A 17116-nucleotide genomic window follows, 5' to 3' on the forward strand; every position below is an offset into this window, starting at 1 on the left:
ATCCTCACTTTCTATTGTTTTACTCGTCCTGCACCGATTAAGTGCTGTTGCCAGTAACTACTACTTAGGTCTGCATATCCTATCGGGTCGCCTGCGTGGTACATCTGTGTCGGCGAAACAAGAATACCGACGTGTGTTACATAACTTCCAGCGTTATAGGTAGAATGGAAAAATACCAAGTCCCCAGCCTTTGCCTGCGAAAGTGGAAGATGTTGGGTTGCGTCATACTGTGCTTGTGCGGTTCTCGGTAAGGAGATACCAGCTTTTCCATAGCACCATTGCGTCAGTCCCGAACAGTCAAAAGAAGTGTTGGGATTGCTACCGCCATACACATATTTCCAGCCTTGATATTTTAACGCTTCATTCATGACCTTTTGTGCCAGCTCTCCCGATACCTGCGGAACAGTTAAATACTGATTGACTAATTCGACGTAAAATTGATTGCCATACTGATACCGCCAACCCCCGTTCTTCGCAACGGCTATCGGGTTGGTGTAGGTTACTTTCTTTCCACCCGATTTCTCACGGGCGAAGCTCTCTGCAAGGTTAAAGGTGTGTTTCTTTCCTTTTCCTGCCACATATCCCACATAACCACCGCCATAGTTATAGGACTGTATCGCTACATTCAAATCGTCGATACCTTGATTTTTACAGGAAGAAAGCAGGGACGCAAAATACTTACACCCCTGCTTGATTGAGCTTTCCGTATCTAAAGAGTTGGGCGGTAAACCAAGACTTTCTGAACTCTGCATAACATCTTCTGCCGTACCGCCACTTTCTACTTGAATGATAGCCAGTAGCACGTTGACATACTCGGAGATACCGTTTTCTCTGGCGTATTTTTCCACCATAGGCTGATGTTTCAAGACTTCTGCGGATAAATTCATACCCGTAATGCCAGAAGAAAAGTTGCTGTTCTCGTCGTCGCTGTCCGCACTAATGAGGACACCAAAGAAAAGGACTATGGAAAAGAGGATAGGAAACAGACTGCCAATAAGAGCGATATGTTTCAGTTTCATTTTTTCTTCTGTCCTTTCTTCGTTACAAGGTTACGGTTCTTTTCGGTATGTTCCGTTGTACGCTTTGATTGTTCAAAGGTCTGTTTCTTTGTAGTACGCTCTGCTTTGTAATTCTGGCGTGTTTCCTGCGATACTACTTTTTCTACATTCTGCCTATGTACTGGCTGTGCAGGCTGGGTCGCTTTCTTATCAGAAGCACCAGAAGATAACGGACGCTCTTTCACAACATTTGTCTTGACTGGTTCACTTGCTTTTGAAGTGGTCGCTGTGGCAGGACGTTTCACTTCCTGCATTTTTTCCGCACTCGGCTTTGGAATGGTTGAAGCTGTGGCTGGTCGCTCATGGGGACGGGTAGCTCCCGTTGTCGCTGATCCGTCCGTCTTTCTTTGTCTTGCTTCTTGTGCCTTTTGAAGCTCCATACGTTTGTCAGCGATATTCTGTCTATGCTGTTCCTGCTTTTCCAAGCGTCCCGTCTGTCTGGACTGCTGTTCCTGCACCATGCCACGCTTGAAGTCTGATACGCTGGACTTTGCCTTTTCCTTTGCGGAATACACCGCATAAGCGGTCTGTGTCGGCATATCCTTGATATTCTCTTTGACAGCGTTAGCCTTGTCTTTCACTTTATTTTTCGTATCTAAGACAGCACCCACCTTTGAGCCTGCACGCTGTCCCATGCTGGAAGTGGTATTGCCCCGATTTTCTTTAGAAGCCGTATTTTTTCTTTCGGCTCTCTTGCCAGCAACGGCACTTCCAGCTACCGCACCAGCCACACCACCCGAAATACCGCCAGCACTTACCGCCCTTGCAATACGGTGTTCCATACGCCTAGCCCTATGTCGCATAAACAGATACGGTCTGCGGAAAATTCTTCGTCCCATGTTTTGACTGTCGCCAGCATTAAGTGAGAACATACTCATTAAGTCGCCCAGTTTCATATAGATACCAGCAAAACACACTATCTGCAAGAACGCCACCATAAAGAACGGGTAGTCTGTGGAGATGTTATAAAACATACTGGAAATGCTGAACGCCACCGTTACAATGAGCGTTATTCCTGCCCGTGTCATTATGGTATTAAATACCCTCACGATTGCCTGCTTTGCCATGCTTTCATAGCTCGGTATCATGGAAAGTAGAAAGCTGATAGGTAAAAACATTGCAAAGATAATAAAGAGTATCTGGCTGAACAACATCATACCCGTAAGCAAGAATACAAATATCGTGATACCTAAGTTAAAGAATAGCAGGAAGAACACCATACCTAAACGGTTTACGACCTGCGGTATCGTCAGATTGTTGTTGTCATTGTCCTCGATTTCTGTTTTCACGACTTCCTCTCTGGTCTTGCCGTCCTCGTCCTCTGGACTTACTGATACCAGAGCTTCTACACGGTCTGTCCCGATTTCCTCTGCGTTGCTGTTACCAAATTGAAGCAAGAGCCACGGCTGTTCCACTTGAATGGAAAACAAGCTGTCCCGTATCAAGTCCACGCTGTCCTTGCCCTCGCTGTCAGAGTTGGGGAGCATGATTTTTGTTCCCAAGTCCAAAGAAGCGGTACTGATGTCTGATGAAAATTCATTTATCTTCTTGATGTAATCGGGAGCGTAGGCAATAAAGGAAGCGGACAACACGAACACCACCACAAAGTTAATAACAGCGTGAAGTGCCTTGCTGGTTTCGCGTTTGATAAGTCCCGTATAGGCAACATAAAGTCCCACTATTAAGATAATGAGAAGCAGGAAACCGACATAGAAGCCCGTAGAAGAAAAGCCGTTCTCGGTAACGCCTGCAAGGGTCTGTATGCTTTGTCCGATACTGTCTGCCATATCGTTAATAAAATCAAGTTTGTATGCTTCCTGCACCACATAGCCCGTAGCATTGCTTAAATAAAGGCTTATCGTCCAGACAAAATTGGTAATGCAGTAAAGTCCGTACTGCACCGATTTTCCGATACCGTCCAGCCAGTTCCATGGCAACCACGACCAGCTATTATCCACATAAAAATCAAGCTGGTAATTCGACAGCGGATATTTTGAGTAAAGATTTTCTGCGTTTATGGTATCGTCCACAAGCCCCGTCGCATGAGCCACCGTCCCCAGAAGTGAGAGCAGGATAAGGGAGAGTGCCACGACAAACAGAGCCATTTTGAGAAAGTGAAGTATCTTCCTTTTTGTGAACGCACCTTTTATCCTTTCTTTCATCACTCCACCTCATTTCTCTGTACGGGCGGTCTGGTATCAAAGGCGTGTAGCAGTTCTTCAAAGACTGGGTGTATCTGCACCACACCGACACGCCCGTATAAGTCCTGCAATAAGCATTGTCCGTTCTCCAAATCACGCAAGCGTTTCTGGTTGTTCTCGTCGTCCTTGTCGATACCGAAAAATTCTAAGGTCTGCTTTATCTCGTTGATGTCAGTAGAACGAAAGGCAAACTTCAAGCCGATATTGTTTTTCAGACTTTCCTTTGACACGTCGCCAGAAGATTGTGTAACAAAATAGACGCCTGCCTGCATAGCTCGTCCAGCACGCACCAGCTTATTTGATAAAGTTTCGCCTTGTGCCACATTTAAGAACGCCCACGCTTCGTCAAGGTCTACAATCTTAAAAATGCTTCTGTCTGAATGGATAAAATCAAGGGCAAAGGTACTAATCACAATCAGCATAGACACCGACAATAATTCAATGGTCGTGTATTCCTCAAATGTTGTATCCTTATCTGGTAATACTAAGTCCGCTACTTGAATGATATTGAGTTGGTTATCCAGACTGATTGCATTTTCCACCGTACCGTCTGAAAACAGCAGGTGTGCAAAGTCGTAGTCCGTGAAGCTGTCGATATGTTCTGCGATATTTCTTGATATGGGTGTATCTTCACGGCGTAGCTCGTCTATCACATGGAGCAAGCCCCGACTGTCGCTCTGGGTAACGGAGCGTACCGCCTTACGAAGTACAGGGAATTTTTCGCCGTCCCTAGAGGAAATACCCGTAAGGAATGTTAAGATGTCGATTGCCAGACTTTCAGCGTCTTTTACATTCTTCATAATCACGAACGGGTCAAGAAGTCCTGCATTGTCCTTGTCGCTGGTAAGGTTTACGATATTGATTTCATGGGCGATTTCTGGGAGCGTTTCTTTCCAGTTGCCCCTCTCAGCTTTGGGGTCTAAAATGACTGCTTGACCGCCAAACAGCACCGCATAATATACCAGAAGATTGTTGCAGAATGACTTTCCACCGCCAAGCGAACCGACAAAAGCAGAAGCAAGAGCGTTTGTTACTGTACCTTTTACACCCTGCGAAGCTAACGACGGTTGCAGGTACACATTTCTTCCCGTATCAACGGAATAGCCCATATAGATACCCGTAGTTTCCCCTAACTGCTGGGTCGCACCAAAACCAAGACCTGCCAAGAAATCTGATTTTACATACTGCACGTAGTCATTGATATATCGCTTGCTGGCAGGAAGAAATTCAGAATGAAGCCCCAGCATATCCCCAGCAGGACGCACCAGCTTTACATTGAGGTCGTCGTAAAAATCTTTGACTTCATCACAACGGCGTTTTAATTCGTCCAAATCATCAGCCGATACACGCACTACATAAGAGAGCTTATACATACTTTCTTTTGTCTGGTCTAAGTCCGTTTCCAGCTCATCCACGCTGTCTAATGCGTCCACCACATTTGAGCTTGTTTCACTTCCTGCTTGATAAGCGTGATTGTCAAGGTCTTTCAATTCCTTTTTCTTGTTGCGGACGGTTGTTAATGCTTTACGGTTCTCCACGATTTCTACATTCATAGAAGTATCAACGGGGAATGTGAATTGCTGTTGCTGGAAATAGAAGATTTCAGACGACGGAAAATCAAGCTCGCCAACAATCGCATTGACGGTAAAGTAGGACACATAGCTTTCCCTGTCCTCATGTTCCAATCGCAAATACCGCTGGCTTTCCTCAATCACACACCTTGTCGGACGGATAAGGTCGTAGTATTTTATCAGCGTTTCTTTCTGTAATTTCTTCTTTGGTAGCTGGTACTCATAATCTTCATAGGCGATACCGTCCCTGCCGTAAAGATGTTCCATGAGATACCCAAAATCATGGATTTCCAAGCGACGCACCTTAAAGCGACGGGAGATTTTATTTTCCAGCAACTTTTCCATTTTCATATAACGGTTGATTTCATCATTCGGCATGGAAACAAAGTCATTCATCAGCGTGTGGTTCACTTCATGGAGAAATTCCTTGAATGTCAGCCACGCCGATTTTTTGATGTTCTTCAGATTGAGCTGTTCTTCCGTAACCATGAGCTTAAAGCCAAGAAAAAAGCGGTAGTCCACTTGATTGTCCCCAATCATTGATACTAACGCTTCGGTCTGTTCGTCTATCTTCTGGCAGGCAACTTCCTTTAATTTCCCCGTAACCAGCTTCTTTGACTGCTCCTGCATACTTCGTATTGAGCTTTCCGTTGCAATCTGCAACGCATGAATTTTTCCCTCACGGGACTGTGCGATAAGCTGTCGGAAACTGTCATGCACGATAAATTTCTGCTCTGCGGATAGGAAAGAATAGTTGTATGGTATCAGCTCATAATAAGCAAACACCTCATTGTCCTTATTCCAGACAAGGTTATTGTCAATATATTTTATCGGGAACATAGTTCACACTCCTTACTGCCGTGATTGTTTCATTGAGTATCTGCTTATGCAGTTTTACGGCTTTTCCTGCATAAGTGATTTTCGGTCGCAGGGCATAGGTTATCTGTGATTTCAAAAAGCTGTACGGCTTCTTTCCGTCAAAGGTTTTCTGCGACATAAACCATGTGAGAGCAACGGGAATACCAAAGTATTTGAGAAATGCTCCCTCAATCATGGAAAGTGGGGGAATATCCCCAAACAGAATAATGAGAAATTCCGTAATCACAAACCATGTAATCTGTGTAAAGGTAACGGGAAAGGGTAAGTTAAAGTCATTGATTGCATACAAGACTTTTTCCACGTTCCAGATACCCGTATAAGATTTAATCTTTTTCAAGTTCTTTCAGCTCCTTTCGTAAGTTTCTAAATAGAAAAGGACAGCCATTTTCAGACTGTCCCTTAAAGAGAAATACGCTGTCAGTAACAACAATGCTTGTCGCTGATCTTCCAGCGTTAATATGGTATCTCGCACATACCTCGGCTTGTTTCAATAAAGCAACCGCCCATATCCAAATCTCGCCCGTAGGCTTCATAGTCAATGTAATTCTGTAAGCTGGGTGGAATGTCCCCAAGTGCCTGCAATTCGTCTATGTAGTAATAGGCAACGTCTGTCATAGTTTCACAGTCGGGATAATAATAAATATCGTCCTTGTGTTCCACGACTTCTTCCAGCGTCCCGTAGTGGCTGATAAATTCGTCCAGACACTCTACAATATAGTCGGGAAGTTCCTCTATCATTTCATACATCTCATTGAGTTCTTCAATGGAAACATACTCGCCAATCGCAATGGGGAAGTTGTCGGTATCATGGATAGCGTATTCCTCATACTGTTCATTCAAGCCGATTTTTTCTTTCACATCTTCCTCGTCAATGGGGAACGTGAACCAAGCACCGACTAAATAGCCCTCATTGTATTTGCCAAGATTAGCAATGTAAACCGCCATATCATCAATCATAAGCACCACCTCATTTCCTACTCTGGCAGTTCAAAGATACCGTGTTCTGTTACTAAAAATTTCCCGTGTTCCTGCAAGTGAGAAGCGTAGGCTTCAAAGTCAAAGTAATATTCTTGACAGTCCTCGGATAAATGCTTAAATGTCGGGTCGTTCATCAGCTTTTGCCTTGCAACATCTATCATGCTTTTGCAGTCGGGATAAACCGTAATCACGTTCCTGCAAATATAAAGTGCTTCTAAATTTTCATACACGGTAAGAAGTGATACATATTCTTCCTGCATATCGCTTGAAAGCTGGCGGTACATAAAATCTAATTCGTTGAGCTGGTACACGCTTGTATGTTCGTGGACTTCATCAGCAAAGGGCAGTACCTTTTCGATAATGCGGTAATCCCCACTTTCTGCACCGACACCTAACTTTTCTTCAAACTCTGCAACATCTATCGGCAGGTCAAACCAGTATGATGTTGTTTCTTCGCCAGTTGTTCCTTTCGTTTCCACCAGCACCCTTGTTTCCTGCATTGTTCCTCACGTCCTTTCTGTTGTTTCATCACATCTTGTAAGGTCTGGTACGACATACCAAACACATATTTAGAAAAATCTTCTAACTGTCTTTCTTCATAATCGGCAGGGTTCAGTCGTTTCATTTCCTGCCACACCTTACGCTTGTAAGAGGGCAGGTCGGAAATATAATCACAGCCGACTTTCGTCTGCATATCCTTAAAAATATCGCTCATTTCATCACTCCAATCTAAAATTTAGGTAAGAAAAAAGCAGTCAATCCTAAGACTAACTGCTTTGTGTGTATGGATATGAAATTGTCAAACTGGGATTTATCAATATAAACTACCATGGAAAAATATAATAAAATACCAAAGTACTTAATACAATTCCGACAATATACATTTTTCTATAGTTTACTTTTTTGAAAAATATTATGGTAAACACAACAGCTCCTATAATATCCATTAACAACTGAAATAGGAATGTTTGATGTTCCAAAAAATAAATAAAAACTGCTATTGTTTCAGCAAATAATGCTCCTACTGGTAAAGAATATAATACTGAACTAAAAATATGTTCCCTATTCCAATAGTACAGAATAAATGCTGCTATTGCACAAGCGATTGACCAAACAGTAAACAATATGAATAGCCCAAAGCGGAATCCGCCGGAAAACATAGGTATAAACATTCCTAATATTGCTTGTAAAGCATAAAAACTTAATGTCATTCCAAACATATACAAGAACGAACTAATTCCTGCACAAATATTTGAGGTGCTTAACATAACGATGATAGTATTGGTAATAATCCAAAAACCAAACAATGTTTGAGGTGATGAAAAACTCCATAGTGTATCTGCGGGAAAATAATCTAACAGTCTACATATACACCCTACTAATATACCAATTACAAATATCGCTGTATAAGACTTATATGTATTTCTTAGTTTTATATTTGACACAATAGTTTTCCTCCTAAGTTCAAATTCATATTTGTCGTTTTCTTCATATCCATATTATATCACTCACATATTAGCACTACAATAAAATTTTATGCACCGATAATCTTGTTGAACAGCTCTAACAGTACATCTTTCACACCGCCGGCATTGAATACCAAGCCGACAGCAATCAAGGCAACTACCAAGAAGCCAATGAGCTTTGAAAACTCACGCTTGAACCCTAAGTAGATACCGATAACCACAATCGCCATAAGCACTAAGCTCTGTGCGTTTGATAAAAACCATTGATATAAATTTTGTCCGAAATTCATTTAATTGTCCTCGCTTTCTTTTAATTGTTCCATTTCATAGTCAGCTTCTTTGCCGACATTCAAAATACACATCAAGACTACGCCGATACCCATTCCCATAGATACCAGCAGGAAGTCTTTTAATAATACCCACATTTTTTATCACTCCTAACTTTCTACTAAATCTTTTGCAGGGGTCGTCTGCTGTTTGATTATCATTTCATGCTTTTCTGTGAGCTTTGCCTGCTGTTCGATTGTTTCCATGTAGTCTGTACCGTTTCCCTTATCAATCTTTTTCAGCATTTTTAAGGTCGGTGCTACCTGCCGTTGTACCCACCGCAATGTGCGGTCTAAGGTGTAAGGCTCTGGTTTTGTCGTCAGCTTCAAGCTCTGTCTGTTATCGCCGATAAACCAAGCCCAGCGGTCATTGAGCTTCCAGTCATTTTTTCGCTTGTCGGGTTCTTCATCAACAAACCGCACATACTGATTGATGATAGAAAAAGCGGTCTGTTCTGCGTCATAATAGGTCAGTAAATCTCGTACCGCATAATAGGCTCGTTCATTGCGAAGCCGTATTTCAAAACGGTTGATAATGTCGGCTTCTTCCAGAGGTGTCCCTAACTTGACGTACTGCTCATAGTCCTTTTCATAGATACAGAAATACACATCTGATTTCAGCGACCCAAGATAAAGGGTACGCCCCATATATTCTCTGTCGTCCTCTCTGTGCTTGATAAGCTCGCCCGACTGGTAAAACTTATAGCTTCTGGACTTTCCGATATATTCCCGTTTCCTGCATTTTTCCGCAAGCTCTGGAATATCCAAAATGCCCGTATGGTCGTTGATAGCAAGGTCGATACGCTTCATCACGCCACCGTCTATAAGTGCGTCCATAAGAAAGTCATACCAGCTTCTTTGCTGTGCCAGCAGGTAACTTTCAAACTGCCTGCAACCACGCCCCTTTAACTCTAAAAGGACACCTTTTTCTTCGTCAGCCGACGTATAGATAAAGATGTCCCCTAAAGAGTAATGCTCCGTATAACTGTAACGCCCGTAATTTTCATGGAGCATATAGTTGATATTCAGTTTTAATATATCTTTGATGATGTGCTGTATATCCAGCGTGGGAAAACGAATTTTCACATAATCAAACAGCATGGTAAGCGGTGCTTCTGGATTGAACTTTGCCAGTTCTTTATGCAGAGTATTCAGAAGTTCCTTTGACGGCTTCATTTTTCCGCTTTCTATCTTGTTGAGATATTCTCTTGTGATACCAGACGCCACCGCCAGCCTGCCTTGTGAGATACCGTAAGCAATCCGTTTTTCCCGTAATTCTTTTATCCATTGTTCTTCATTCAGAACCATACCCCCAATCTGTCAAGTGTGAAGTTTTTTAAGGCGACTTCACAGCCGATTTTTGCTAGGAAACCATGCGATAAGCCTTATGTTTCCTGTGTTTTTCGTCTATTGTCTATTTGCAAACGTACCCCTCTGTTAGATACTGAGGGGTTTTATCAGCGGACGGGACAAGCCCCGTCCGCCAAGAACGGAACTTGCGGTTGAGAACCGCAAAACCCGTCCTTGTCGTCCGTGTCTGTGTCCTGCTGTGAACCTTGTATGCCCTCATAGATAACCGCAAAATCTATTCTTTCATCTGAAAGTGCTTCTTTCATTTCTTCAGACAGTCCTTTAAGAAATACATTACATTGCAGACAAGCCTTATCTAAAACTCGAAATCGAAAATAGATTATCCTGCTTTCAACGCAATGTCTACTTTCCAATCTCATTCTAAACTTATGAGGAATGTTGATTTTTTCACGAATAACATCATCAATGATTTTATCTATCCTTGAATGAAATCGCAGATTTGGATTGACAGAATAATCTAAAAAACAATCTAACATATATTTCCTGCAATCCGTTGTAAAAATATCTGTATTCAAGCACAAACAGAGGTAGTTTTTCACTGTGGGTGCGTGATAAACATTTAATGTGTCCTTATTCAATCACATCTTCCTTTCCTTGTTGTTCTGGCATGACTTGTCTTTCTTGTGCAAGCCTGCCGATTGTTTGTAAAAAATCATGTCCTTTCGGGACTAAAGGCGTGTAAAATTCACTTATCACGCTTGTTCCCACATCACAATAGCCACGCCCTTTGATACGCTTCTGGAAAAACTGCTTTTTCACATCTGAACCGAACAGCATACCGTAACCTAATTCGCTGATACGCCCAAGTCCCACACGGAAATTGAAGTTATCTCTGATACCGTCCGAGAAATACTTTGCGTCTGGACGCTGGCAGGCAACGATAAGGAAATAACCTGCTTGTCGCCCTAACATAACGATTTTCTTTAACTGGCTAAGTAAGCTCACGCTTTCTTTCGTCCCCAGCATTTCAAAAAACGCCACATATTCATCAAAGATAAGAAAGCAGGGTGGCAGTCCCAGATAGGCGTAGTTTTCGCCCGTCTTATAGTTCGGGTGTCGTTTCATTTCCTCACTTCGCTGTACCATGCCCTCATAAAAGGCATTGACGCAATCAATCATTTCTTCTTTGGTGTGATACACATTTCCCATAACTGTCCCTAAGTCCGCAAGGTCAGCGTTCTTCGGGTCTAAGATGTAAAGGACAGCGTCGGTATGCAGTAAGGCTTCAATGAGCGTCAGCAGAAAATAGGTTTTACCGCCACCCGTTCCACCAGCGATAAGGGCGTGAGGGAGTGCGTCATATTCCCAGACAAGATTTTTCATCAGTCTAAGACAGCCGTTTTCTGCCCGTACTTCATCAATGGTAATGCGGTTCGCTATCATATCATAAAGCAGGGTATATTCGATATAGCCGTCATGCAGGGTCTTGTCGGTCAGCTCACAATACAAGCCACTTTCCAATTTATCCTCTAACCGTAAAAGCTGGTCTTGATATTTCCCCAGCGTAATTTCACAGCGGATATGAAGCAGTCCCTTTTCCATTTGATAATAAATCTTTGGAAACCAGACGATTTTTTCCCTTGATCTGCTTTGCAGGTCAGTAAAAAAACCACTGTCTTGTACGGTATCGGCTTCATACCACTTATTCTCCAGTATCATTCTTGCCAGCTTTTGACGGTGCAGGAGCTTCTTGAAATTGTCATAACAGAAGCGGTAATACAGAAAAGCGACCAATGCACAAACACCAGTCGCTATCAGTATGGTTATGAAGTTGTAAGGGGAGAGGGTCAAGCCGTTTTCTAACAAGCTGAAATGCTCCCAATCGGTACGCATGAGCTGTTTCATATTCAGTAGCAGGAGAACCGCCACGAATACAAACAGAAGCGTTCCTATGGAAAAGTGGTAAACAAGGTGCTTGTCGCTGGCTCTGATACGGTGTCCTTTGTTAAAAATCTTTTGCATAAATCAATCACTCCTTTCTGGGTATGAAAAAAAGCAGTCAATCCTAAGACTAACTGCTTTGTGTATATGGATATGAAGTTTTCAAACTCGAATTTACTATTCCAGCAACTCAATTCGTATCTTTTGGCTCTGGAATAATAATCTCTTTTCCCTCTTTTTCCATCCGTTTTATAAAGTTATCAAAATGGTCTGTCATACCATCAACAAAAAATGCTTTTTTCTTTCTTCCATTGACATACACATTCATACCACCGCGTTTCATTTTACAATAAGATATGTCTGATATTTTCCAATATCTTCTAAAAATAAACATTTTAATAACCGTGATATTATCTTCTTCAACTTTTATCTCCCACACTCCCTTTAAAGGAGCAATCATACCAAAAAGAGTAACTCCAAACCAAATAATAGAAAATGGGATAATGAACATCAAATATCTTTTAGAACAAAAATTTTCAGGTTCACTCCAAAATCCCCAAATAAAGACAACAAGTACAAACAAAGCACCTATTGCACATATAAATGATACATCTGATATTGTTCGAATAGAAAATTTATTTAAAGATTTTGTTGTTTTATGATTTCTTTTTTGCATTATATCTAAAATAAATAAAACGATATATGCAACTAAAATTGTGCCTAAATATTTCATGTCTTACCTCCAAAACTTCATATTTGTCCGTTTCTTCATATCCATATTATAACAGTTCCATATATCCACTACAATGAAAATCTATTTAGCAAGCCTATTTTTTCGGCTGTCCCTGCGATGTATGGTTCTGTGGACTGCCTGCGTTCTGGTTGCCTTTATTCTTCAATACAATATCCTCTGCCTTTACATACCAGTCCACATCTGCACCCGTATAGGTTTTTCGTGATACCGTATCGGCTACTGGATTGACAAGTTCCACAACTGCATTGTACGGAAATTCCTTTAACTGTACTTCTGGCGGTACAGATACGGGGATAATTCCACCATGCAGACTGCACTTTAAATCATATATACGCTTTTTAAGCTGGGTACTCGGTGTCCCGTCCTCATTCTGCAAGAACACATCACGCACCGCTGTAAATTTTAATTCTCCAAATGTTTTTTCTTTGTCAATAACAAACCCGTTTGATAATCTCATAAATTCTTCACTCCTTTACTTTTCTTCAACTGCTACAATATCATCAGCAACTAATACATAATCGGTATGTCCCATATTCCCGATTGCGTAACCTCTGCCGTACAACTTCGGATTGACAAGTTTTACTTTCTGTTCATACTTGAACTTCTTTTCGCCAGCCTGCACGGGAATTTCTACCACAACATTTTCGCCTTTCTGTACGTCGGAATAAAGGTTATAGCTTCGTCTGGCTAAGACCCTGCGGTTATTTTTATCTCTTTCAAAGATAGGCTCGCTTTCGCCTGCAAATTCAAGAGTTCCAAAAGACTGTGCCATATCTGGCACGACATATTTCATTTCCATATTGTTTTACCTCGTTTCTTTCTATTTTTGATAAGTTAATTGATTGTGATTTCTTATTCTGGCGGTTTGGGAAGTACCAGCAATCCCCCAGATAGTAAAGGGTAAAATCAATGCTTACGCACCCTTGACTATCCGTGTTCTTGCAGGTTGTTGGCAGACAAGCCAGAATAAGCAAAAGTCTGCCGTTTGACCGCTTCGGCGGAGAGCGTGATTTTTCTTTCCTCATACCGTTACCGCCTTATGATTTTTTCATTTTACGGCGTTTGTAGAAGAAGATACCTGCCAGTCCAGCACCAGAGGTCAAAAGAAGTGCAAGCAGTCCGTAAAGGTTTGTGTTATCGCCCGTTTTGGGACTGTCGCTCGGTCTGTTTGGCTTTTCTGGTGTCGGTGGTGTTTCGGGTTTCTCTGGTTCGTCTGGAACTTCTGGCTTTTCCTTAAAGGTAATCGTCTGTCCCTTATCCTCAATGTCCTTATGTTCAGTAACTTTCTTCGGTTCGTCTGGATTGCTCAAGTCGTACAATTCCTCAAAAGTTACAAGCTGTTTGCCGTCAAGAGAAGTAGCGTCAAAGGTAAAGGCAACTTCCACTTTCATAGTTTCGCTGTCAGCAGTAAAAGTGTAATCACTTTCCACACGTTTTCCATTGATAAGAAGCTCTGCATTTTCTTCTTTCAACATCTGCCAGCCCACAAGTTTGTACTGTGTGCCGACTTCCAAGCCCTTTAAGGTTACGGTATCAATGATTGTAACGTCTTTTCCAGCTTCAAGCTCTTTGTTGCCGTCCTTGTCGGTAGCAGTCGTATGAATTTTGATGATACGCTCTGTGATTAAAACGGTCTGCCCGTCGTCCTCAATGTCCTTATGTTCCGCAACTTTTACGGGTTCGTCTGGATTGCTCAAGTCGTATAATTCCTCGAATGTTACCAGATTTTTACCGCCAAGCTCGGACGCATTGAATGTATAGGAAATTTCTACTTTCATTTCTTCATCATCAGCGACAAAAGTATAATCGTTTTCTACACTTTTCCCGTCAATGATAAGCTCTGTATTTTCTTCTTTTAACATCTGCCAGCCTTTGAGCTGATACTTTGTGCCTTTTGTAAGTCCGTCTAATTTGACAGTATCAACGATTGTTACCTCTTTTCCTGCAAGGATAGTCTTTTCGCCGTCTTTGCTAGTCGCTGTGGTATGGATAGAGATTTCTTTTTCGTATTCATCAGTCAGCGTTCCTAAATCGACCACAAGGTTATTTCTTGATACCACGATTTCAAAAGGTGGGATAAGTTCAAAACCTTTGTTACTGTCGCAACGCATTTCTTCAATGATGTAGGTATCATAAGGCAACGCACCCTTGCTGTCGTCTGGTTCAGAAGTTCCAAACCACACACCGTCCTCGCTGGTCTTTCCTGCGTTTGTATTGTGCTTATGTGAAGCCCAGTCAGCAGAAGTGGAGAATTGCCCGTTATCATCAGTTACCACTACATGATTTTCGCCCGTCGTCTTGCTTGTGATCCTAAAGGGAACATCAGCAAGACGCTTGTGTGTGCCTGCACCGATTTTTACACCCTCAATATCGCCACGCTTAATCTGATTGTAGATAGAATGGGCTTCGTCGGTTAAGTCCACGATTTTTCCATTTTCTGTGATTGCAAAATCAATCGGCTTCGCACCGTCTGTCAAATATCCGTCTGGTGCTTCGCTCTCAACGATACGGAAGTTTCCATAAGGTAAAAGGTCAGCAGAAGTAGAAGCGATACCCTCAATATCGGTACGAATTGTCTTTACCACTTCATTTTTCTTATAGAGCTTGCCCTCAACCAATACTGCATTATCATTTAAGGAAATGATGTCAAAGGCAGTATCTTTTAAAGTTGCACTTCCTTGTGGTTTGGTATCGCCCGTTTCTAAATCTCGTTTCTGAATTTTCACACCGCCACGGATAACCTTATCAGATACGGAAAACTGATTACTTCCAGTTAATACGGCAAGGTCGCCGTCCTCGGTAATCTGTGTTACATATAAGCCCTTAATTTGTTCGGACTTATCGCCAGCCTGCATATATGCACCCTCTAACAAGTAGCCGTTTGGAGCTTTTGTTTCTTCTACGGTTAGTGTTCCTAAAGGAAGAACGGCTTTCCCGTCCTGCATATAGAAGTTGTCGCCAGATACCTTGTATGCGTCTGCTAATTTTGTGATGTAGTGGGTTGACCCGTCGCTGTCTGTTTCAGCGATTGTCTTTATAACCCATGTACGAGTAGCTTCGGCAGGGAGAGTGTCTTTGTTATAGAATCCTGCATAATACTTCCATGTAAATTCCGCACCTGCTAGAGAAGCGTTACCCTGCGGATTTTCTTTCTGTGTTTCCATATCTATCTTGAAAAGCTCAATCAAAGTGTCTGTTACTTTCGGTGTATCTGATACTTTCAAAGTCGCTGTTTTTCCAGCTTCAACCTTTAAGGAATATACAGTTTTATCTACTTTATATCCTGCTGGTGCGGATAATTCCTTGATATAAACTGTACCAGCCTTTACCTCTACAACATCTGTATTTCCGTTTTCATCAGTCGTAAGGGTGGCAAGCTGTTTCGTGCAGTCCTTATCAGAAAAGACACCGTATGTTGCACCAGCGATTGAGTAATTCCCGTTGCCGTCTGTAATGCTGGTATTACTGGAAGTCTTTTGCAGTTTCGCATTTCCGACATTCAGTTTCGCCCAGAATTGCCCCAATTCCTGCCCCTCGCCAGAGTAGATATAACCGCCACATTCATAGCGTCCTTTATTTTCTTTGGCAAAGGCTCTTGCACCAGAGAAAACTTCGTCCTGCGTTGCCTTTGGAATTTCATCATAAGAAGCTCGCACGTTATCGCATTGCCAGCCAAGATGTACGCTTAATCTCTGCCAGACAACAAGCTGTCTTAAAAGGTAGGCATGATTGTTGCTTATTCCGCTGTGGCTGTCTGTGTACTGTTTCACATATTCGATAGATAAGGCAACGTCGCTTATCTGGTCGGCACTCATACGGGTGCTTGCGTCAGCTCTGGTCTTGTAGCCGTTCCTAAAATCTGTGTTAATGTCGATACAGTAAGCGTCCTCGCCCTCAACGGTCAAATGTCCCTCGTTAAAGGTAGAACCAATCGAACCGTCATTCATTACTTTTTCAACGATACCGACACGCTCTTTTGACTCCGTCCAGTATTGCTTGCTTTCTGCATGAACGGGTGTCGTCGGTAAAGCAGTAACGACAGTTGCAAGAGCTAAGAAGCCCGTACACAATCGTTTTAACATCTTTTTCATAAATCTAATGCTCCTTTCATTTTGGGTAATAAAATAGCCGTCCAATAAGAACGGCTGGAAATAGAAAAGGAACGTCATGTTAGGCGTTCCATAGTCTATAAGTTATTCAATTTTTTCTTGTTTCAATACTGATGTGTTGTACCATATCTTTGCATATCTAGGAAAACTTGCGTATCAAGGCTCATTCGTTAGTAGTAAATAAGTAGTAAATTGATGTGTTTGTTTCCTTGAAAATGCTGATAGATACTGTGTTTTAGCGGATAATCAGATTTTTATTGTGTTTTTATGAGAAAAAGGAGAATTTTATTATGACAAGTTTAATCGCTATAGGTGCAGGTGTTGCAGTTCTTACAGGTATTGGTGCAGGTATCGGTATTGGTATGGCCACTTCCAAGGCAGTGGATGCCATAGCAAGACAGCCCGAGGCAGACGGCAAGATCACAAAGGCCCTGCTGTTAGGATGTGCCCTTGCCGAGGCAACCGCCATTTACGGCTTTGTAATCGGCCTTTTAATCATTCTGTTCTTAAAATAATCGATAG

General features: G+C 42.1%; 18 protein-coding genes. 1 reads left to right on the plus strand and 17 read right to left on the minus strand.

Translation table 11 applies throughout. The annotated features are described in order from the left end of the window. Positions 1–11 precede the first annotated feature (11 nt). From MCJ35_RS09160 to MCJ35_RS09240, 17 genes are all read right to left on the minus strand, one after another. Positions 12–1019 carry a bifunctional lytic transglycosylase/C40 family peptidase gene (locus MCJ35_RS09160; protein ID WP_008787622.1) on the minus strand — a complete coding sequence of 336 codons (1008 nt, stop codon included), beginning with the start codon at positions 1017–1019 and terminating at the stop codon, positions 12–14. Continuing rightward, positions 1016–3220: a CD3337/EF1877 family mobilome membrane protein gene (locus MCJ35_RS09165; RefSeq protein ID WP_008787621.1), complete on the minus strand. Its 2205-nt coding sequence runs from the start codon at positions 3218–3220 to the stop codon at positions 1016–1018. Before MCJ35_RS09165 ends, MCJ35_RS09160 begins: the two co-directional genes overlap by 4 nt. Beyond that, the gene (gene tcpF, locus MCJ35_RS09170) at positions 3220–5670 is read right to left on the minus strand and encodes a conjugal transfer ATPase TcpF (protein ID WP_008787620.1); all 2451 of its coding nucleotides are present in this window, start codon (positions 5668–5670) and stop codon (positions 3220–3222) included. Before tcpF ends, MCJ35_RS09165 begins: the two co-directional genes overlap by 1 nt. After that, on the minus strand, positions 5648–6046 hold the full coding sequence (locus MCJ35_RS09175; protein WP_009243016.1) for a conjugal transfer protein: 399 nt from the start codon (positions 6044–6046) through the stop codon (positions 5648–5650). The genes tcpF and MCJ35_RS09175 overlap by 23 nt, the downstream gene beginning before the upstream one ends. A gap of 116 nt (positions 6047–6162) precedes the next feature. Then, positions 6163–6666, minus strand: a complete 504-nt coding sequence (locus MCJ35_RS09180) for an antirestriction protein ArdA (RefSeq protein ID WP_002323345.1) — start codon at positions 6664–6666, stop codon at positions 6163–6165. Between the two features lie 17 nt (positions 6667–6683). Beyond that, the gene (locus MCJ35_RS09185) at positions 6684–7187 is read right to left on the minus strand and encodes an antirestriction protein ArdA (protein ID WP_008787619.1); all 504 of its coding nucleotides are present in this window, start codon (positions 7185–7187) and stop codon (positions 6684–6686) included. Further along, positions 7106–7402, minus strand: a complete 297-nt coding sequence (locus MCJ35_RS09190) for a hypothetical protein (protein ID WP_008787618.1) — start codon at positions 7400–7402, stop codon at positions 7106–7108. Before MCJ35_RS09190 ends, MCJ35_RS09185 begins: the two co-directional genes overlap by 82 nt. A gap of 109 nt (positions 7403–7511) precedes the next feature. Beyond that, the gene (locus tag MCJ35_RS09195; protein WP_008787617.1) at positions 7512–8132 is read right to left on the minus strand and encodes a hypothetical protein; all 621 of its coding nucleotides are present in this window, start codon (positions 8130–8132) and stop codon (positions 7512–7514) included. Between the two features lie 89 nt (positions 8133–8221). Further along, the gene (locus tag MCJ35_RS09200; protein ID WP_002323342.1) at positions 8222–8443 is read right to left on the minus strand and encodes a hypothetical protein; all 222 of its coding nucleotides are present in this window, start codon (positions 8441–8443) and stop codon (positions 8222–8224) included. Further along, the gene (locus MCJ35_RS09205) at positions 8444–8578 is read right to left on the minus strand and encodes a DUF3789 domain-containing protein (RefSeq protein WP_017143882.1); all 135 of its coding nucleotides are present in this window, start codon (positions 8576–8578) and stop codon (positions 8444–8446) included. A 12-nt stretch (positions 8579–8590) separates the two neighbouring features. Further along, positions 8591–9787 carry a MobT family relaxase gene (mobT, locus tag MCJ35_RS09210; RefSeq protein ID WP_008787615.1) on the minus strand — a complete coding sequence of 399 codons (1197 nt, stop codon included), beginning with the start codon at positions 9785–9787 and terminating at the stop codon, positions 8591–8593. Between the two features lie 149 nt (positions 9788–9936). Beyond that, positions 9937–10428 carry a hypothetical protein gene (locus tag MCJ35_RS09215; protein ID WP_025487350.1) on the minus strand — a complete coding sequence of 164 codons (492 nt, stop codon included), beginning with the start codon at positions 10426–10428 and terminating at the stop codon, positions 9937–9939. Next, positions 10421–11812 (minus strand): FtsK/SpoIIIE domain-containing protein, encoded by a 1392-nt coding sequence (locus tag MCJ35_RS09220; protein WP_025487349.1) that lies wholly within the window; start codon positions 11810–11812, stop codon positions 10421–10423. Before MCJ35_RS09220 ends, MCJ35_RS09215 begins: the two co-directional genes overlap by 8 nt. A gap of 109 nt (positions 11813–11921) precedes the next feature. Continuing rightward, complete coding sequence (locus MCJ35_RS09225; RefSeq protein ID WP_003432337.1) at positions 11922–12464, minus strand: DUF6560 family protein; 543 nt, start codon at positions 12462–12464, stop codon at positions 11922–11924. 94 nt (positions 12465–12558) lie between these two features. Beyond that, a complete protein-coding gene (locus MCJ35_RS09230) occupies positions 12559–12942 on the minus strand; it encodes a YdcP family protein (RefSeq protein ID WP_025487348.1) in 384 nt (127 codons plus the stop codon). Between the two features lie 15 nt (positions 12943–12957). Next, entirely contained in the window at positions 12958–13284 is a 327-nt protein-coding gene (locus MCJ35_RS09235; protein ID WP_025487347.1) for a YdcP family protein, read from the minus strand. Between the two features lie 238 nt (positions 13285–13522). Next, complete coding sequence (locus tag MCJ35_RS09240) at positions 13523–16576, minus strand: SrtB-anchored collagen-binding adhesin (protein WP_025487346.1); 3054 nt, start codon at positions 16574–16576, stop codon at positions 13523–13525. Positions 16577–16884: 308 nt separating this feature from the next. On the opposite strand from MCJ35_RS09240, the gene atpE reads away from it, so the two are divergent. After that, a complete protein-coding gene (gene atpE / locus MCJ35_RS09245; protein ID WP_008725639.1) occupies positions 16885–17109 on the plus strand; it encodes an ATP synthase F0 subunit C in 225 nt (74 codons plus the stop codon). Positions 17110–17116: the final 7 nt, after the last annotated feature.

The organism is Enterocloster sp. OA13 (assembly GCF_022440595.1).
Classification (GTDB): domain Bacteria; phylum Bacillota; class Clostridia; order Lachnospirales; family Lachnospiraceae; genus Enterocloster; species Enterocloster hominis.